Origin of the sequence: Mesorhizobium sp. CAU 1741, from assembly GCF_039839275.1 — a bacterium.
Taxonomy (GTDB): domain Bacteria; phylum Pseudomonadota; class Alphaproteobacteria; order Rhizobiales; family Rhizobiaceae; genus Aerobium.
On sequence record NZ_JBDOQP010000001.1, the window covers coordinates 1,282,443 to 1,300,205 of the forward strand.

Below are 17,763 nucleotides of genomic sequence, written 5' to 3' on the forward strand. Positions count from 1 at the left end.
GCCTACGATACACGCGGGAACACAAAAAAACGCTCGGGCAAACCGCAGCGAAGGCCGGTAACGGATCGAGGGACACGTTGAACGAAGTGCGCAACGCGGGTGCAGCACCTCTGCTTGAGGTGCGCGGACTTACCAAGATTTTCGGACAGCTCAAGGCCTGCGACGCGGTCGACCTGACGATATCCAAGGGCGAGATCCACGCGCTGCTGGGCGAGAACGGTGCTGGCAAGTCGACCTTGGTGAAGATGCTCTTCGGCACGCTTGCGCCGGCGCAAGGCGATATCGTCTGGAAGGGTGAGACGGTCGACATCTCGACGCCGGCACAGGCGCGCCAGCTCGGCATCGGGATGGTCTTCCAGCATTTCTCGCTGTTCGAGGCGTTGACGGCGGCCGAAAACATCCTGCTTTCGCTTGACGACGGCACCTCGCTGGACACGATCGCGGCGAAGGCCCGCGACCTCTCCAAGGCCTACGGACTGCCGCTTGATCCGTTTGCGTGGGTGGGCGACCTGTCCGTCGGAGAGCGCCAGCGCATCGAGATCATCCGTTGCCTCCTGCAGGAACCGGAGTTGATCATCCTCGACGAGCCGACCTCGGTGCTCACGCCCCAGGAAGCCGACAAGCTGTTTGAAACGCTGGAGCGCCTGCGCAGTGAAGGCAAATCGATCCTCTACATTTCCCACCGGCTTGAGGAGGTGAAACGGCTGTGCGACCGCGCCACGGTCCTGCGCCACGGCAAGGTGGTTGCGAATTGCGACCCGCGCCAGGAAACCGCCGCGTCGCTTGCGCGCATGATGGTCGGCTCGGAGGTGACCACGGCAACCCGTCCTCCGTCGACGATCGGCGATGGTGAAGAGCTGCTCGCCATTCGCGGGCTTTCGCGCAAGCCGGCAAATCCGTTCGCGGTCCCTCTTCGTGAAATCTCCCTCAGCGTGAAAGCGGGCGAGGTGCTCGGCATCGCCGGCGTCGCGGGCAATGGCCAGGGTGAATTCTTCGAGGCCGTCTCCGGCGAGGTGAAGCAGGAAAGCGCCGACGTGGTCCGGATCAGAGACAAGCCCGTCGGGCATCTCGACATTTCCGAGCGACGGCTGCTTGGCGCGGCATTCGTGCCGGAAGAACGGCTCGGGCACGGCGCCGCCCCACGGATGCGTCTTTCCGAAAACCTGCTGCTGTCGCGCTTCCGGACGGACGCGAAGGCCTTCCTTGGCAGTCTTGGCGTCGTGCGCACTTCCGCGATCGCGGGCGCAACAAGACGCATCGTCGCGGAAATGGATGTGCGCAAGAGCGGGGAGGACCCGGAGGCCGCCGCGCTGTCGGGTGGAAACCTTCAGAAGTTCATCATCGGCCGTGAGCTCGACCGCAAGCCAGCCGTGATCGTCGTCAACCAGCCGACCTGGGGTGTGGACGCGGGCGCTGCCGCCCGCATTCGCCAGGCACTGATCGACCTCGCGCGCTCCGGCTCCGCGGTTCTGGTGATCAGCCAGGATCTGGACGAACTCTTCGAGGTCGCCGATTCCATCGCAGTCATGCACGATGGTCACCTGTCGGCACCGCTGCCGATCGCGGAGGCAACGCTCGAGCGTATCGGTCTTCTGATGGGCGGTGCCCAGACCGGCGCAGGTCTCACAGGAGAAGCCGCCTGATGCGCCTCGAACTCGTCAAGCGGCCACAGCAATCGAAAGCCTTCAGTGCACTGTCGCCGTTCATCGCTTTCGCCCTGACGATTCTGGCCGGCGCGCTCCTGTTTGCGCTCCTCGGCAAGAACCCGGCGACCACCCTGTATTACTATTTCATCGATCCGCTGATGGAGGAGTGGTCACTGCATGAGCTCGCCATCAAGGCTGCGCCGCTGATCCTCATCGCGGTCGGCCTGTCGGTCTGCTTCCTGTCCAACAACTGGAATATCGGGGCGGAGGGCCAGTTCGTGATCGGCGCCATCACCGGTTCGTTCCTGCCGGTGATCTTTCCCGAGTTCCAGGCGTGGATCGTACTGCCGTTGATGCTTCTGATGGGTATTGCCGGTGGTGCGGCCTATGCGACGATCCCGGCCTTCCTGAAGGTGCGGTTCAACACCAACGAGATCCTGACCAGCCTGATGCTGGTCTATGTAGCGCAGCTCTTTCTCGACTGGTTGGTCCGGGGCGCGTGGCGCAATCCGGCCGGGTTCAACTTTCCCGAGACGGTGCGGTTTCATTCCTATGCCGTACTACCGGAAATCCTCCCGGCATCGGGCCGCGCCCACTGGGGGTTTGCCTTCGCGCTGATCGCCGCGGTCCTGGTCTGGTTCATGCTGTCGAAGACGTTAAAGGGCTTCGAGGTCAAGGTGCTCGGCCAGAGCCCGCGCGCGGGCCGCTTCGCTGGATTTTCCGCCGGGCGCATGACGCTGTTCGCATTCGCGGTATCGGGCGGTCTGGCCGGCCTTGCAGGCATCTCGGAAGTCTCCGGTGCCATTGGGCAATTGCGGCCTGCGATATCGCCCGGTTACGGGTTCACGGCCATCATCGTGGCGTTTCTCGGCCGTCTCAATCCGCTCGGCATCGTGGCCGCGGGGCTTGTGCTTGCACTGACCTATCTCGGCGGCGAAGCCGCACAGATATCGGTCGGGCTGTCGGACAAGGTGGTGCGCGCATTCCAGGGGATGATCCTTTTCTTCGTCCTCGCCTGCGATACGCTGATCCACTACCAGCTTCGGCTGGTTCGTCCGCATGGGGCAAAGGCCGGGGAGACCTCGCATGTTTGAGGCCATCGTCATCACGATCGCAACGGCCGCGACGCCGCTGCTCATTGCCGCGATGGGAGAGCTAGTCGTCGAACGTTCCGGCGTGCTGAATCTCGGCGTCGAAGGCATGATGATCATGGGTGCGGTGACGGGCTTCGGCGTGGCGTTCACGACTGGATCGCCCTGGCTTGGCGTCGTTGCAGCGATCGTCGTCGGCGCGCTGTTCGCGCTTTTGTTCGGCTTCCTGACACTCACATTGGTGACCAACCAGGTGGCGACCGGCCTTGCGCTCACCCTGCTGGGTCTCGGCCTATCCGGCATGATCGGCGAAAGCTTCGTCGGCTTGCCAGGCGTCAAGATGGGCACGCTCTACATCCCCGGCCTGACCGAGTTGCCATTCGTCGGCCGGCTTGTGTTCGGCCAGGATCCCATCTTCTACATTTCGATCCTGCTGACGGCAGGCGTGGCCTGGTTCCTCTTCTTCACCAAGGCTGGACTGACACTTCGCTCGGTCGGCGACAATCACACCTCTGCCCATGCGCTGGGCATCAAGGTCATCGCCATCCGCTACCTGGCGGTGATGTTCGGTGGCGCGTGCGCAGGGCTCGCGGGCGCATACCTCGCGCTCGTCTACGTACCGCAATGGGTCGAGGGCATGAGCGCGGGTCGCGGATGGATCGCGCTGGCGCTGGTCGTGTTCGCTTCATGGCGGCCCTGGCGGGTTCTGGCCGGTGCCTACCTGTTCGGTGCGGTATCCATCGGCCAGCTCCACGCACAGGCGCTCGGCTGGCCGATCCCTTCTCAACTGCTTTCTGCGCTGCCCTATCTGGCGACGATCGTGGTTCTCGTTCTAATCTCGAGAAACAGGCGACTGACACTGGTGAACACACCGGCCTCGTTGGGGCGGCCATTTGTGCCTGATCGCTGATATAACAACGGGATAATGCCCCTTTCCTGAACTTAAACCTTAGAGGACGGACAACATGAAGAAGCTCATTACGGCCATGGCCGTGTCGGCGGCGGTGCTTCTGCCCGGCGGCGCCGCGCTTGCACAGGACCCGACCAAAGCCTGCTGGATCTATATCGGCCCCACGGGCGATTTCGGCTGGAGCTACCAGCACGACCAGGGTCGCCTCGAAGTCGAGGAAGAACTGGGCGACGCGGTCGAGACGGTGTTTCTCGAGAGCGTGCCGGAAAGCGCGGATGCCGAGCGTGCGCTGGAGCGTCTTGCGCGTTCGGGCTGCGATATCATCTTCACCACGTCGTTTGGCTACATGGACCCCACCAATGCGGTGGCCGCCAAGTTCCCGGACGTCAAGTTCGAGCACGCAACGGGCTACAAGCGCGAGCACGCAAACGTCGCGACGTACAACTCGAAGTTCCACGAGGGACGCTACGTCCAGGGCGTGATCGCGGCCAGCCTGTCAGAGGCCGGCGTCGCCGGCTACATCGCCTCCTTCCCGATTCCGGAAGTGGTGATGGGCATCAATGCCTTCGTGCTCGGCGCGCAATCGGTCAATCCGGATTTCCAGGTCAAGGTCGTGTGGGCCAACACGTGGTTCGATCCGGCCAAGGAAGCGGACGCGGCCAAGGCGCTCATCGACCAGGGCGTCGACATCATCACCCAGCACACCGATTCCACTGCGCCGATCCAGGTTGCCGCCGAGCGCGGCATCAAGGCCTTCGGCCAGGCGTCGGACATGATCGCCTTCGGTCCCGAGACGCAGCTCACCTCGATCATCGACGACTGGGGTCCGTATTACGTCGAGCGCGTCAAGGCGGTGATCGACGGCACGTGGGAACAGGTCGATGTGTGGGGCGGCATGGCCGAGGGGCACGTGGTGATGGCTCCCTATACCAACATGCCTGACGAGGTGAAGAAGCTCGCCGAAGAAACCGAGGCCAAGATCAAGAGCGGCGAATTCAATCCGTTCACCGGCCCGATTACAAAGCAGGACGGCTCGCAGTGGCTTGCCGACGGCGAAGTGGCCGAAGATGGCGTGCTGCTCGGCCTGAACTTCTACGTCGCCGGTGTCGACGACCAGCTTCCGCAGTAGAATCGTTTTTAGGATCATTCACGACGAAAGGGCGGCCTGTGGGCCGCCTTTTTTTGTTTTGGTCTGCTCTTGCCAGATAGCTGTCAGGAGGGCGGTGCTATGGTCCGACGCATTGCAAATAGGAGCACGAAATATGTTGAAGTTCTATCATGCACCGTGGTCGCGCTCGTCCGGCATCCTCTGGTTGCTCGAGGAGCTCGGTGCAGAATACGAGATGATCGAGATCGACATACGCCAGGACGGCGGCGTGCCTGAGGACTATCGGCTGATCCAGCCCAACAAGAAGGTGCCAGCCATCGAGCATGATGGCGTGGTCATCACCGAGCGCGCGGCGATCACGATCCATCTCGCCGATGCTTTTCCCGAAGCAGGCCTCGCCCCGCCGATCGGTGATCCGATGCGCGGTCCGTGTCTGTCGATGCTCGTCTATTGCGACGCGGTGTTCGACCCGGCGCTATCGGCAAAGGCCCAGGGTTGGACCTATGAGAGCAACGATTTCCCCTTCGGGCTCGCAGAGGACATGGTCAACCATCTCGACCGCATTCTCACCGAGCGCCTTTACGCCGCGGGAGACAGGTTCACGGCGGCGGACGTCCAGCTCGGTTCGGGTATCGGTTATACGATGGATAATCTGAAGGTGTTGCCGGAACGCCCGTCCTTCCGCGCATACATGGACAGGCTGAGCGATCGGCCTGCAAACATCCGCGCTGCGGAACTGGATAAGCAGATGGCCATGAACACACCATACTTCCAGAAGCAGTTCGGTGCGGCACCTAGCGAAGCATGAGCACACGGCACGCCGCGCCCTTCGCCGCCCCTGGCGCGTGCGGCTCGCGCACGATCAGCGCGTTGGCATCGGCAAGCGTCGTGAGCATCGAGGAATCCTGCGTGTCGAACGGCGTCGCGACGAGCCCGGCAGCCTCTTCGGTAACTTTCGCGCGAACGTAGTCCTGACGATGGTCGTTGGCCTTCATTGCCGCGGCCAGAGTGGCGGATCGGATGTCGGGCCGCCACTCGATGCCTGCCAGGCGTGCGATGAGCGGGCGAAGGAAAAGGTGAGCGCAAACCAGGCTCGAAACGGGGTTGCCCGGCAGACCGAGAACGCGACGCGTGCCGAAGCGGCCGAACATCAGCGGCTTGCCCGGTCGCATCCTGATCTTCCAGAAATCCAGGCTCATGCCTTGCCCGGTCAGCACCTCGCGTACGAGGTCGTGGTCGCCCACCGATGCGCCGCCGAGCGTGACGACGATGTCGGCTCCCGCGTCGACTGCGCGGCTTACCGCGCTTGCGATCACGTCGCGGTCGTCGGGCGCTATACCGAGGTCGAGGACAGCGGCGCCCGCCTCGCGCGCCAGCAGGCCAATCCCCAACCCGTTGGACGCCACGATCTGGTCGGGGCCGGGTAGCGCGCCTGGCGCGACCAGTTCCGTGCCCGTCGCCAGCACCGCCACGAGCGGCTGGCGAACGACCGCCAGATGTGCGTGGTTGCCTGCCGCGGCCAGCGAAAGGGCGGCCGCATCGAGCCAGCGCCCCGGTTCAAGCAGGCGGTCGCCCTTGCTGAAATCAAGCCCCGCGCGCCGGATATGACGCCCGCGCTCCGTCGCCTCAAGCACTTCGACGCCGCCGTCTGGCATCCGTCGTGCATCTTCCTGAAGAAGGACGGTGTCGGCACCTTGGGGGACGGGCGCGCCGGTGAAGATACGCACAGCCTCGCCAGGATTCAGATCTCCCACGAAGCGTTTTCCGGCTATCGATTCCCCGATGACGCGAAGCGTCGCGGGCAGGTCGGAGATATCGTCCGCGCGCACGGCATAACCGTCCATGGCGGAAGCGTCGAATGGGGGCTGGGTCCGCTGCGCGACGACGTCCTGGGCGAGCACGCGTCCGCCTGCCGCGGCGATATCGACGGTTTCGGCCCCCAGTGGCGCGGCGTCTTCTAGAAGCCGCGCCAGAGCGTCGTCGACCGACAGGAGATCGCTCATGTCAGAGTTCCCGTGTCGCGCGATAATCGCCCGACTTGCCGCCGCTCTTCTCCAGCACGCGTATGCCGGAAATCGTCATCCCGCGATCGACGGCCTTGGCCATGTCGTAGATCGTCAGGCAAGCGACGGAAGCGGCAGTCAGCGCCTCCATCTCGACGCCCGTCCTGCCGGTGACACGGACCAATGCGGTCACACGCAGACCGGGCAGGGCCTCGTCCAGCTCGATGTCGACGGTCACTTTCGTCAGGAGAAGCGGATGGCACAGCGGGATCAGTTCATGGGCGCGTTTGGCTGCCATGATGCCCGCGATGCGAGCGGTGCCCAGCACGTCGCCCTTCTTCGCGTCACCGGCGAGGATCATCGCCAGGGTCTCGGGCTTCATCGACACCGTGCCCTCGGCAACGGCGGTACGGCTCGTTTCGGCCTTGTCGCCAACGTCGACCATGTTGGCCTCGCCGGAACTGTCCAGATGCGTGAGCCGGGTTCCGCTCACCGCGTCAACCCTCGAAACCGAGCAGCGAGCGCGTCGCCGCCGCAACGTCGTGCCGGCGCATCAGGCTCTCGCCGACGAGGAAGGTGTTGATGCCCGCACGCGCAAGCCTTTGGCAGTCGTCGTTGGTCAGGATGCCGCTTTCGCCGACGATGACACGGCTGTCGGGCACGAGCTTTGCCAGGCGCTCGGATGTCTCCAGGGCGACCTCGAAGGTCCGCAGATTGCGATTGTTGATGCCGATCAACGGTGATGACAGGCTCGCCAGAGCGCGCTCCAGTTCGCTCTCGTCATGCACCTCGACCAGCACGTCCATGCCGAGCGATTGCGCCTCGTCTTCCAGCGCCTTCGCCTCGTCGTCAGCGAGGCTCGCCATGATGACGAGTATGGCATCGGCGCCCCAGCTCCGTGCCTCAAGCACCTGATAGGGCTCGAACATGAAATCCTTGCGCAGGGCCGGCAAGGTGGTTGCCGCGCGCGCCAATGTCAGGAATTCTGGCGCACCCTGAAAAGAGGGCGTATCGGTCAGGACCGACAGACAGGCCGCACCACCCTGCTCATAGGACCGGGCGAGGGCAGGCGGGTCGAAATCGGGCCGGATAAGTCCCTTGGACGGGCTCGCCTTCTTGATTTCGGCGATGAGCGCAAATTCGCTGGCCGCGTGCTTTTCCCGCAACGCAGCGGCAAAGCCGCGTGGTGGCTCGGCGTCGGCTGCTCGTGCCTTCACCTCGGCCAATGGCATCGCAATCTTCGCCGCGGCGATCTCCTGTCGCTTGTAGGCCTCGATCTTGCGCAGGATGTCGGTCATGCCTTTGGCCTGTTCGATACTTCGATCAGCCGGTCGAGCGCGGCCGCAGCAGCTCCGCTGTCGATCGACCGGGAGGCGATTTCCAATCCGTCTGTCAACGTACGCGCCTTTCCGGCCACGAAAAGAGCTCCGGCGGCATTGAAGATCGCGATATCGCGATAAGCGCTTCTCTGGCCGTCCAGGACGGCGCGCAGCGCCTTGGCATTGTGGGCGGCATCCGCGCCCTTGAGGTCATCGACCCGGGCGCGTGGCAGTCCGACATCTTCGGGTGATATCTCGAAGGTGCGGATTTCGCCGTCCTTCAGTTCGGCCACGCGCGTCATGCCGGCGGTCGTCATCTCGTCCAGCCCATCGCCGTGGACCACCCAGACCGATTCGGAACCCAGGCCTTTGAGGACATGCGCGATCGGCTCCACCCACCGCGGGGCGAAGACACCGACGAGCTGGCGCTTCACGCCAGCCGGATTGGACAGCGGCCCGAGCAGATTGAAAATCGTGCGGGTGCCGAGCTCAACGCGGGACGGCCCGACATGGCGCATCGCCGAATGGTGCGAGGGCGCAAACATGAAACCCAGGCCCGCCTCTTCGATGCATGCCGAGATCGCATCCGGTCCGATTTCGATATTGATGCCCAAAGCCGCCAGAGCATCGGCAGCGCCGGACTTCGAAGACAGCGCCCGATTGCCGTGCTTTGCAACCGGCACGCCGGCACCAGCGACGATGAATGCCGCACAAGTGGAGACGTTGTAGGTGCCGGACGCGTCGCCCCCGGTTCCGACGATGTCGATCGCGTCCGCCGGCGCTCGAACCGGCAGCATCTTCGCCCGCATCGTTGCGACTGCGCCCGAAATCTCGTCGACGGTCTCACCGCGCGTGCGCAGGGCCATCAGGAAGCCGCCAATCTGGCTGGGCGTTGCCTCGCCGGACATCATTATATCGAATGCCTGGCGAGCCTCCTCGAAGGTAAGAGGCGTTCCATCCGCAGCCTTGGCGATATGCGCTTTGAGATCGACCATCGTACCACTCAGAAGCTCAGCGCCTGCTGGATGGCGTTGCGATCGACCGTCACCTCGTACTGCGATTGCAGGCGCGCCACCAACTGGTCCAGCAAGTCGTCGCTGATGCCCGACGCCATTGCATCCCGCGTTTCTTCCGGCACCGCATCCGGACCTGCGCCGGCCGGCTGGATGACCTCGGCAACGCGAAACACGATCTGTGAGGTGTCGTCGGGCGCCGGGGCGACTCCGGTTTCGCCGCGCGCCACGCCAAAGGCCGCCGCGACCGCGGCGGTGCCCAGGTCAGCGTCGTTGGCATCGCGCGTGAGACCGCGCTTGGTCTGCAACTCGACGTCGAGCTCCTCGGCCAGTTCCGAGAACGGCGTCCCGTCAGCCAGGCGCTGTTCGATTTCCGCGGCGCGCTCGCTGAGCCGTGTGCTCCGCTCGTTGGCCGTCCAGTCTTCCACCACGCGCTCGCGCACCTCATCGAGTTCACGGTCTCGCGCCGCGTCCACCTGCGTGACTTCGTAGAAGAGATAGCCGGTCGAGCCCAGATTGAGCGGCGGGTTCTCGATGCCCTGTTCCGTCTCGAAAGCCTCCTGCAGCAGCAACCGGGATTCCGGCAGGTCGGTCAGGATGGTTCCTTCGGGATTGCGGCCACTGCGATCCACGGCTTCGACGGTCACCACCTCGAGGCGCTGGCTATCGGCAGCCGCCTGCATGGTATCGCCGGACGCGCGCGCATCCTCATAGGCATCATAGACATTGGTGACGAGGCGGTGCGCTTCGTCGATCGCGATCGCTTCACGAATTTCCTGCGACACCATTTCGAAGGGGCGGACCGTTTCCGGCGTGATCTCGGTCACGCGCAGGAGGATCGGGCCAAAGGTGCCCTCCACGACATCGCTGACCGCGCCTTCTTCGAGAGCGAACGCGGCTTCGGCAATCGCCGGATCGGCGACGCGCTCCTTTTCGAACGTACCGAGCAGCACGTCGCTCATCTGCTTGCCTTCCTCGGCAACCACATCCTCGAAGCTCGCGCCGGAACGAATCCTGTCGAGCGCGGCGCTGGCGGCCTCCGTGTCGGCAAAAACGATCTGTTCGATACGCCGCCTTTCGCCGGTCGTGTAGCGCTCGATCGTGCGGTCATATTCCTGGCGCGCCTGCTCCTCGCTCACGGCTGACGGGTCGGCGATGTCTTCCGGCTCGAGTTTGACGTACTGGATCTGCCGGTATTCCGGAGCGGCATAGTCCGAACGATGCTCCTCGAACCATTGCGCCACCTGCTCTTCGGAAGGTGCCTCGATCGGCTCGACCAGCGACGGGGGCAGCACGACAAATTCGACGGTCCTGTCCTCGCCGCCATGCAGAGCGACCGCACGGAGGAATGCATCGGGCGCATCGAGGCCATCGGAGACCGCTTCGACGATCTGCTGGCGCACTGCGACTTGCTGGCGATTGCGCAGATAGTCGTCGGGCCGCATCCCCACCTGCTGGAGGACCCAGTCGAACTGGTTCCGGTCGAATCGTCCGTCGGGCCCGTGGAAGGCGGGGTCCTCCGCCGTCAGCGATGCAAGACGATCTTCGGAAAGGCCAAGCCGCATTTCGCGGGCCTGCTCGTCGAGCACCGCGCCTGCCACCAGTTGCGCCAGCACCTGGTTGTCGACGCCGAAGGCCTGCGCCTGCTCGCGGGTGATCGAAGTTCCGAACTGCTGCGAGAGCTGCGCAATCTGCCGATCATAGGCGAGGCGGTAGTCCATCACCGAAACCCTGGTATCGCCCACAGCAAGGACGTTCGAGCCCAGGCCCCCGAAAATCTGCCCGGAAATGCCCCAGATCGCGAAACTGAGGACGAGCAGGACAAGGAGAACCTTCGAGACCCAGGATCGTGCTGCGTTTCTGAGGGAATTGAGCATGTCTACTTCCGGTTAGCCTGAAAATTGCGCCAATAGAGGCGGTGAACGGCAATACCGTCCTTCCCGGCCTCTGTCGATTGCTTTGTACCCCGTTTTTGATAGGAAAGCCCAGCTTCACGGCCAAAAGGAAGGACCTGATCGCCATGACACCGGGAATTCGCCCACTGGTTGCCGGCAACTGGAAGATGAACGGAACGAGCGCCGATCTGCCCGAACTGGCCGCGATCGGCAACGGCTTCATGAAAGGCCTCGAGACGGAACTCGACGCGCTCGTCTGCGTCCCAACGACGCTTTTGTGGCGCGCGTCCGAAATGCTTCATCGAACGCCGGTGAAGTCGGGAGGACAGGACTGTCACGCCAGCGAAAAGGGCGCGCACACCGGCGACGTGTCGGCGGAGATGCTCGCAGATGCGGGCGCTGCCTTCGTCATCACCGGCCATTCCGAGCGCCGGGCCGATCATGGCGAAAGCGACGCTGTCGTGCATGCCAAGGCTGATGCGGCATGGCGCGCAGGGCTAATCGCGATCATCTGCATCGGCGAGACGCAACAGGAACGAGAGGCGGGAAAGACGCTGGACATTCTGTCGCGGCAGATCGCCGGGTCCGTGCCCACCAGCGCCACGCATGCCTCCACGGTCATCGCGTATGAGCCTGTCTGGGCCATCGGAACCGGGCTGACGCCATCCGTCGACGACGTAGCCCAGGCGCATGCGCATATCCGCACGCAGCTTACCGCACTGATCGGCGACGAGGCGTCACGCACGCGCATCCTCTATGGCGGATCAGTCAAGCCGTCCAACGCCCGCGAATTGCTGTCGGTCAGCAATGTCGACGGCGCGCTCGTAGGGGGCGCGAGCCTGAAAGCCTCGGATTTCCTGGGCATCGCGGAAAGCTATCGCTCGTTCTAGGTCTCAATTTTGCGATATCGTCTTTTTTGCATGGCTGGTCTTTCCCATATGGGTTGGAATGCGCGGCAAAGCCGTGTAATGAGCCGCGTCCGCTCGAACGCGGCGGGAACTTTCCGGAAGGAACCATGCAGACTATTCTCATTGTGATCCATCTGATGGTCGTCATCGCCCTGGTGGGGGTGGTGCTTCTGCAGCGTTCGGAAGGCGGCGGTCTCGGTATTGGCGGCGGCTCGGGCTTCATGACCGCACGGGGTGCATCGAATGCGCTGACCCGCACGACGGCAATTCTTGCTGCGGCATTCTTCGCAACCTCGCTGTCGCTGTCGCTGCTTGCGCGCTACGGCGGCAACCCGTCCGACATCTTCGACCGGATACCGACGTCGAACGAGCAGAGCGCGCCTTCCGGCAGCGGCGGCATTCTCGATGAGCTCGGCGGCGAGACCACCGAGCCGGATGCGGCACCGGCTGAACCCGCCCAGCCGCAGGTGCCGAGCGGCGACTGACAGGTAGCCATCAAGAGGCTAGCCGTGGGCCGGCATGTGTCGGCCCTTTTTGTTTGTGGACTGGATAACCCGGTGGCGGATCATTTTCCGCTGGTGGAATCAATTCGAGCAGGTTAAGCGACGACTCCCATGGCGCGATACGTTTTCATCACCGGCGGCGTGGTTTCCTCACTCGGCAAAGGCATCGCCGCAGCGGCTCTCGCAGCCCTGCTGCAGGCGCGTGGCTACCGTGTGAGACTGCGGAAGCTCGATCCCTATCTCAACGTCGACCCGGGCACGATGTCGCCCTATCAGCACGGCGAGGTTTTCGTCACCGATGACGGGGCGGAGACCGACCTCGACCTTGGCCACTACGAGCGCTTTACCGGTCGCTCGGCCAACCAGCAGGACAACATCACCACCGGCCGCATCTACAAGAACATCATCGAACGCGAGCGGCGTGGCGACTATCTCGGCGCGACGGTGCAGGTGATCCCGCACGTCACCGACGAGATCAAGAAGTTCGTGCTCGAGGGCAACGAGGAATACGACTTCGTCCTGTGCGAGATCGGCGGCACGGTCGGCGACATCGAGGCGATGCCGTTCCTGGAATCGATTCGCCAGATCGGCAACGACCTGCCGCGCGGGCAGGCCGTCTACATCCATCTCACCTTGATGCCGTGGATTCCTGCTGCAGGCGAGCTCAAGACCAAGCCGACGCAGCATTCGGTCAAGGAACTGCGTTCAATCGGCATTGCGCCCGACATCCTTCTCGTGCGTGCCGACCGTGAAATCCCCAAGGAAGAACGCCGCAAGCTGTCGCTGTTCTGCAACGTGCGCGAGTCCGCCGTCATCCAGGCGCTCGACGTGGCACACATCTATGATGTGCCGATCGCCTACCACACGGAAGGGCTTGACGGCGAGGTGCTGGCCGCATTCGGCATCGATCCCGCGCCGAAGCCGCGCATGGAGCTTTGGCAGGAGGTTTCCGGCCGCATCCACAATCCGGAAGGCGAGGTCACCATCGCCGTGGTCGGGAAATATACCGGCCTCAAGGATGCCTACAAATCGCTGATCGAGGCGCTCTCGCATGGTGGCATCGCCAACCGCGTACGCGTCAAGCTGGAGTGGATCGAGAGCGAGATTTTCGAGAAGGAAGATCCCTCTCCGTGGCTCGAAAAGGTGCACGGCATCCTCGTGCCGGGCGGATTCGGCGAGCGTGGTTCCGAGGGCAAGATCCTGGCGGCGAAATTCGCCCGCGAGCGCAAGGTGCCGTATTTCGGCATCTGCTTCGGCATGCAGATGGCGTGCATCGAGGCCGCCCGCTCACTTGCCGGAATCGAAAACGCATCTTCCACCGAATTCGGCGAGACGAGGGAACCCGTCGTCGGGCTGATGACGGAGTGGCTCAAGGGCAACATGCTGGAAAAGCGCCGGGCCACCGGCGACCTGGGCGGCACGATGCGTCTGGGCGCCTATGCGGCAGAGCTTCGAGAGGGCACCCGGATAGCAGACATCTACGGCGACACGCACATCTCCGAACGCCATCGCCATCGCTATGAAGTGAATGTCGACTACAAGGAACGGCTGGAATCGTGCGGGCTGGTATTTTCCGGCATGTCTCCCGACGGCGTGCTTCCGGAGACAGTGGAATATGCCGACCATCCGTGGTTCATCGGCGTGCAGTACCATCCTGAACTCAAGTCGCGTCCGTTCGAACCACATCCGCTGTTCGCGAGCTTCATCGGCGCGGCCGTCGAGCAGAGCCGGCTGGTCTAGAAGTCGTACCGCCGCGTGCTCTTGTGGCGAACGCACGATCACTCTAAGACCGCGCCCATGACGATCCGTTCCATCGACCACCTCGTTCTGCCGACAGGTCATCTCGACGTTGCGCGGGCACGATTTCAGGCGCTGGGATTTACCGTGGCGCCAGAGGGGCTGCATCCGTTCGGCACGAAAAACGCTTGCGTCTATCTCGCCGACGACACCTTCATCGAGCCATTGGCGATCGCCGACCCGCTTCTCGCGGACGCGGCTGTTGCGGCCGGAAACGTCTTCGTGGCACGCGACAGGACGTTTCGTGCCAGTCGCGGCGAAGACGGCTTCTCCGCCGTCGTCATGGCGACCGCCGATGCAGACGCCGACCACGCCGCGTTTCACGCCGCCGGCGTTTCGGCAGGCATGCGGTTGGATTTTTCCCGCGCCTATGTCGATGCCGCAGGACGGTCGAAGACCGTATCATTCCGTCTGGCATTCGCGGCTCCAACGGGCGTGGGCGATACGTTCGTCTTCACTTGCGAGCGTGTCGATGCTCCTGTCGGGGGACGCGGCGCGCTCGCCGATCATGCGAATGGTGTTGTCGGGCTGTCGCGCATCGTTGGCTGCGCGCGCGATCCGCAGGCGGTGGAGGGACTGCTCTCGATACTGGTCGGCAGGCATCCCGAAGCAGAGGACGGCGGTCTCAGCGTGGCGGCTACGAATGCTTCGATTTCCGTTCTCACCCCGGCAGCGCTCGCTGCCCGATATCGCGTGGCACCTCAGCGGGATGCCGAACTGACCCTGCGTGGCATCGTCTACCGCGTCGCCGATCTCGGCGTGACGCAACGCGTGCTTGAGGCCAGCGGCATCGAATTCACGCGTATCGACGACCTGATCATCGTCGGGCCAGCCGACGGGCAGGGCGCCTTCTTTGGCTTCGAGGAGACCTCATCATGACCGTTCCCAATGCGTCCGTGTCCGCAGGCGCCGTCACGTTCTCGAACAGCGCGCCGCTGTCGCTGATAGCAGGCCCCTGCCAGCTCGAATCGCGCCAGCACGCCTTCGACATGGCCGGCGCGCTCAAGGAGATGTGCGCGAGCCTCGGGATCGGGCTCGTCTACAAGACGTCCTTCGACAAGGCCAACCGGACGTCGCTTTCCGGCAAGCGCGGCGCGGGCCTTGATGCGGCCATGCCAATCTTCGCGGACCTGAAGCGCGACCTCTCGCTGCCGGTGCTCACGGACGTTCACACCGAAGAGCAATGCGCCATTGTCGCGGAGACGGTGGACATCCTGCAGATCCCCGCTTTCCTCTCGCGCCAGACCGATCTTCTGATCGCCGCGGCAAACACGGGCAAGATCGTCAACGTCAAGAAGGGCCAGTTTCTGGCTCCATGGGACATGAAGAACGTAGTTGCCAAGGTGACGGAGTCTGGCAACGCGAATGTGTTGGTGACGGAGCGTGGTGCGTCGTTCGGCTACAACACGCTGGTGTCCGACATGCGCGCGCTGCCGATCATGGCGGGGTTCGGCGCACCGGTTATCTTCGACGCCACCCACTCGGTCCAGCAACCGGGCGGGCAGGGGGGCTCGAGCGGCGGTGACCGCCGGTTCGTGGAGACGCTGGCGCGCGCTGCCGTGGCAGTCGGCGTGGCAGGAATTTTCATCGAAACGCACCAGGATCCCGACAACGCGCCTTCCGACGGCCCCAACATGGTGCCATTGAAGGACATGCCCCGGCTGATCGAGACGCTGATGGCTTTTGATGAAGTAGCCAAACGCACCTGATCGCTCCGGAACTTCGCGACGCGTTCCTCATTGTCATGGAACACGGGGTGCGAAACGAAAAGGAGCGAACCATGGCCACTGCAACAGGGCATACGGAAGCCATCCAGGCCTCGCGCGTCATCGGCACCGAGGTCTACAACACCGAAGGCGAGCATATCGGGTCGATCGAGGATGTGATGCTGGACAAGACGACGAACAACATCATGTTCGCCGTCATCGGTTTCGGCGGTTTCCTCGGCATCGGCGAGAAATTCCATGCGATTCCATGGTCTTCGCTTGACTACGAACCAGCCCGGGGTGGCTATGTGGTGCCATTCACCAAGGATCAGCTCAAGGCTGCACCCGCCCATGACATCAACGAACTGACGGGCGGCGATGGGACCAAGGTCCGTGACGCTTCCTACAGCTACTACAAGGTCCCGCCTTACTGGGTGTGACGGCTACTATCTAGATCATCTGAAGGGCCTCGCGGCATGACGCGGGGCCCTTTCTGCTATTGTCCACGCAGATTGCCTCTTGCCCAGCCTTTCGCTAAGACGGCGGCGACCTCGTCATCCTGCATCGAAGGGACAACAGCCATGACCGCAATCATCGACATTATCGGCCGCGAAATACTCGACAGCCGCGGCAATCCGACCGTCGAGGTCGACGTGGTTCTGGAAGATGGCTCGATGGGGCGCGCTGCTGTGCCCTCAGGCGCGTCCACAGGCGCGCATGAGGCGGTGGAACTGCGCGACGGTGGGGCGCGCTATCTGGGCAAGGGCGTGATGAGCGCCGTGGATGCAGTCAATGGTGAGCTCTTCGAGGCGATCGGCGGGCTCGACGCCGAAAACCAGATGCAGATCGACCGCGCGATGATCGAGCTCGACGGAACTGCCAACAAAAGCCGGCTCGGCGCCAACGCCATTCTCGGCGTGTCGCTCGCCGTTGCGAAAGCTGCCGCAGAGGCGTCGTCACTGCCGCTCTACCGCTACGTCGGCGGTGCCGCCGCCCATGTCCTGCCCGTACCGATGATGAATATCGTCAATGGCGGTGCCCATGCCGACAATCCGATCGATTTCCAGGAATTCATGATCATGCCGGTCGGCGCGGAATCGTTTCGTGAGGGGCTGCGCTGGGGTGCGGAGATCTTCCACACGCTGAAGAAGGGCCTGAAAGACGCCGGCCACAACACCAATGTCGGCGACGAGGGGGGCTTTGCGCCCAACCTGAAGAGTGCACAGGCGGCGCTCGACTTCGTCATGGCCTCGATCGAGAAGGCGGGCTACACGCCTGGCGAGCAGATCGGCATCGCGCTCGACTGCGCGGCGACCGAATTCTTCAAGGACGGCAACTACGTCTATGAAGGCGAAAAGAAGACGCGCGATCCGAAGGCGCAGGCCAAGTACCTCGCCAAGCTTGCCGCCGATTATCCCATCATCTCTATCGAGGACGGCATGGCCGAGGACGACTGGGAGGGCTGGAAGATGCTGACGGACCTGGCCGGCGACAAGGTACAGCTCGTGGGAGACGACCTGTTCGTCACCAATTCGGCGCGGCTCAAGGACGGCATCCGCATGGGCGTTGCCAACTCGATCCTCGTCAAGGTCAACCAGATCGGGACGCTCACGGAGACGCTCGATGCCGTCGCGACTGCCCACAAGGCATCCTACACGGCGGTGATGTCGCATCGCTCCGGTGAGACCGAGGATTCCACCATCGCCGATCTGGCGGTGGCCACCAATTGCGGGCAGATCAAAACCGGATCGCTTGCCCGCTCGGACCGGCTTGCCAAGTACAACCAGCTCCTGCGCATCGAGGAAGAACTGGGCCGCAGCGCCCGCTACGCCGGCAGGGACATCCTCAAGGCGTGAAATTTCTG

The 17,763-nt window shown here is 63.5% G+C and carries 17 protein-coding genes; 12 read left to right on the top strand and 5 right to left on the bottom strand.

The features are described 5' to 3' along the window. The first annotated feature begins 77 nt into the window (after positions 1-77). From AAFN84_RS06075 to AAFN84_RS06095, 5 genes are all read left to right on the top strand, one after another. Complete coding sequence (locus AAFN84_RS06075; protein ID WP_347513593.1) at positions 78-1,643, top strand: ABC transporter ATP-binding protein; 1,566 nt, start codon at positions 78-80, stop codon at positions 1,641-1,643. Further along, a complete protein-coding gene (locus AAFN84_RS06080) occupies positions 1,643-2,740 on the top strand; it encodes an ABC transporter permease (protein WP_347513594.1) in 1,098 nt (365 codons plus the stop codon). The genes AAFN84_RS06075 and AAFN84_RS06080 overlap by 1 nt, the downstream gene beginning before the upstream one ends. Further along, positions 2,733-3,647: an ABC transporter permease gene (locus tag AAFN84_RS06085; RefSeq protein WP_347513595.1), complete on the top strand. Its 915-nt coding sequence runs from the start codon at positions 2,733-2,735 to the stop codon at positions 3,645-3,647. Before AAFN84_RS06080 ends, AAFN84_RS06085 begins: the two co-directional genes overlap by 8 nt. Positions 3,648-3,702: 55 nt before the next feature. Further along, the gene (locus tag AAFN84_RS06090; protein ID WP_347513596.1) at positions 3,703-4,776 is read left to right on the top strand and encodes a BMP family ABC transporter substrate-binding protein; all 1,074 of its coding nucleotides are present in this window, start codon (positions 3,703-3,705) and stop codon (positions 4,774-4,776) included. A gap of 133 nt (positions 4,777-4,909) precedes the next feature. Next, on the top strand, positions 4,910-5,563 hold the full coding sequence (locus tag AAFN84_RS06095) for a glutathione S-transferase (RefSeq protein ID WP_347513597.1): 654 nt from the start codon (positions 4,910-4,912) through the stop codon (positions 5,561-5,563). Here the strand turns inward: AAFN84_RS06095 and glp are convergent. Genes glp through AAFN84_RS06120 form a run of 5 tightly spaced genes read right to left on the bottom strand, consistent with a single transcriptional unit; the run spans position 5,550 to position 10,967 of the window. Beyond that, positions 5,550-6,758: a gephyrin-like molybdotransferase Glp gene (gene glp, locus AAFN84_RS06100; protein ID WP_347513598.1), complete on the bottom strand. Its 1,209-nt coding sequence runs from the start codon at positions 6,756-6,758 to the stop codon at positions 5,550-5,552. The two genes, AAFN84_RS06095 and glp, sit on opposite strands and share 14 nt — an antisense overlap. Before the next feature lies 1 nt (position 6,759). Next, complete coding sequence (gene moaC / locus AAFN84_RS06105; protein WP_347513599.1) at positions 6,760-7,251, bottom strand: cyclic pyranopterin monophosphate synthase MoaC; 492 nt, start codon at positions 7,249-7,251, stop codon at positions 6,760-6,762. Positions 7,252-7,255: 4 nt separating this feature from the next. After that, positions 7,256-8,056 (bottom strand): indole-3-glycerol phosphate synthase TrpC, encoded by an 801-nt coding sequence (gene trpC, locus AAFN84_RS06110; protein ID WP_347513600.1) that lies wholly within the window; start codon positions 8,054-8,056, stop codon positions 7,256-7,258. Continuing rightward, positions 8,053-9,072, bottom strand: coding sequence for an anthranilate phosphoribosyltransferase (gene trpD, locus AAFN84_RS06115; RefSeq protein ID WP_347513601.1), 1,020 nt, complete (start codon positions 9,070-9,072; stop codon positions 8,053-8,055). The genes trpC and trpD overlap by 4 nt, the downstream gene beginning before the upstream one ends. A gap of 8 nt (positions 9,073-9,080) precedes the next feature. After that, positions 9,081-10,967, bottom strand: coding sequence for a SurA N-terminal domain-containing protein (locus AAFN84_RS06120; protein WP_347513602.1), 1,887 nt, complete (start codon positions 10,965-10,967; stop codon positions 9,081-9,083). Between the two features lie 143 nt (positions 10,968-11,110). Between AAFN84_RS06120 and tpiA the strand changes: the two genes are divergently transcribed. The 7 genes from tpiA to eno all read left to right on the top strand — a co-directional run bounded on the left by tpiA (position 11,111) and on the right by eno (position 17,755). Then, complete coding sequence (gene tpiA, locus AAFN84_RS06125; RefSeq protein ID WP_347513603.1) at positions 11,111-11,875, top strand: triose-phosphate isomerase; 765 nt, start codon at positions 11,111-11,113, stop codon at positions 11,873-11,875. Between the two features lie 125 nt (positions 11,876-12,000). Next, entirely contained in the window at positions 12,001-12,378 is a 378-nt protein-coding gene (secG, locus tag AAFN84_RS06130) for a preprotein translocase subunit SecG (RefSeq protein ID WP_347513604.1), read from the top strand. 129 nt (positions 12,379-12,507) lie between these two features. After that, positions 12,508-14,136, top strand: a complete 1,629-nt coding sequence (locus AAFN84_RS06135) for a CTP synthase (RefSeq protein ID WP_347513605.1) — start codon at positions 12,508-12,510, stop codon at positions 14,134-14,136. 57 nt (positions 14,137-14,193) lie between these two features. Then, a complete protein-coding gene (locus AAFN84_RS06140) occupies positions 14,194-15,072 on the top strand; it encodes a VOC family protein (RefSeq protein ID WP_347513606.1) in 879 nt (292 codons plus the stop codon). Further along, positions 15,069-15,902, top strand: coding sequence for a 3-deoxy-8-phosphooctulonate synthase (gene kdsA, locus AAFN84_RS06145; RefSeq protein ID WP_347513607.1), 834 nt, complete (start codon positions 15,069-15,071; stop codon positions 15,900-15,902). The genes AAFN84_RS06140 and kdsA overlap by 4 nt, the downstream gene beginning before the upstream one ends. 71 nt (positions 15,903-15,973) lie before the next feature. Further along, the gene (locus AAFN84_RS06150) at positions 15,974-16,339 is read left to right on the top strand and encodes a PRC-barrel domain-containing protein (RefSeq protein WP_347513608.1); all 366 of its coding nucleotides are present in this window, start codon (positions 15,974-15,976) and stop codon (positions 16,337-16,339) included. Positions 16,340-16,480: 141 nt separating this feature from the next. After that, positions 16,481-17,755 carry a phosphopyruvate hydratase gene (gene eno / locus AAFN84_RS06155; protein WP_347513609.1) on the top strand — a complete coding sequence of 425 codons (1,275 nt, stop codon included), beginning with the start codon at positions 16,481-16,483 and terminating at the stop codon, positions 17,753-17,755. The last annotated feature ends 8 nt before the right edge of the window (positions 17,756-17,763 follow it).

What these genes read in the sequence shown, in the direction of transcription:
- AAFN84_RS06080 (WP_347513594.1), top strand. Translation starts at nt 1,643, where the DNA reads ATGCGCCTCGAACTCGTCAAGCGGCCACAGCAATCGAAAGCCTTCAGT.
- AAFN84_RS06085 (WP_347513595.1), top strand. Translation starts at nt 2,733, where the DNA reads ATGTTTGAGGCCATCGTCATCACGATCGCAACGGCCGCGACGCCGCTG.
- AAFN84_RS06090 (WP_347513596.1), top strand. Translation starts at nt 3,703, where the DNA reads ATGAAGAAGCTCATTACGGCCATGGCCGTGTCGGCGGCGGTGCTTCTG.
- AAFN84_RS06095 (WP_347513597.1), top strand. Translation starts at nt 4,910, where the DNA reads ATGTTGAAGTTCTATCATGCACCGTGGTCGCGCTCGTCCGGCATCCTC.
- glp (WP_347513598.1), bottom strand. Translation starts at nt 6,758, where the DNA reads ATGAGCGATCTCCTGTCGGTCGACGACGCTCTGGCGCGGCTTCTAGAA.
- trpC (WP_347513600.1), bottom strand. Translation starts at nt 8,056, where the DNA reads ATGACCGACATCCTGCGCAAGATCGAGGCCTACAAGCGACAGGAGATC.
- trpD (WP_347513601.1), bottom strand. Translation starts at nt 9,072, where the DNA reads ATGGTCGATCTCAAAGCGCATATCGCCAAGGCTGCGGATGGAACGCCT.
- AAFN84_RS06120 (WP_347513602.1), bottom strand. Translation starts at nt 10,967, where the DNA reads ATGCTCAATTCCCTCAGAAACGCAGCACGATCCTGGGTCTCGAAGGTT.
- tpiA (WP_347513603.1), top strand. Translation starts at nt 11,111, where the DNA reads ATGACACCGGGAATTCGCCCACTGGTTGCCGGCAACTGGAAGATGAAC.
- secG (WP_347513604.1), top strand. Translation starts at nt 12,001, where the DNA reads ATGCAGACTATTCTCATTGTGATCCATCTGATGGTCGTCATCGCCCTG.
- AAFN84_RS06135 (WP_347513605.1), top strand. Translation starts at nt 12,508, where the DNA reads ATGGCGCGATACGTTTTCATCACCGGCGGCGTGGTTTCCTCACTCGGC.
- AAFN84_RS06140 (WP_347513606.1), top strand. Translation starts at nt 14,194, where the DNA reads ATGACGATCCGTTCCATCGACCACCTCGTTCTGCCGACAGGTCATCTC.
- kdsA (WP_347513607.1), top strand. Translation starts at nt 15,069, where the DNA reads ATGACCGTTCCCAATGCGTCCGTGTCCGCAGGCGCCGTCACGTTCTCG.
- AAFN84_RS06150 (WP_347513608.1), top strand. Translation starts at nt 15,974, where the DNA reads ATGGCCACTGCAACAGGGCATACGGAAGCCATCCAGGCCTCGCGCGTC.
- eno (WP_347513609.1), top strand. Translation starts at nt 16,481, where the DNA reads ATGACCGCAATCATCGACATTATCGGCCGCGAAATACTCGACAGCCGC.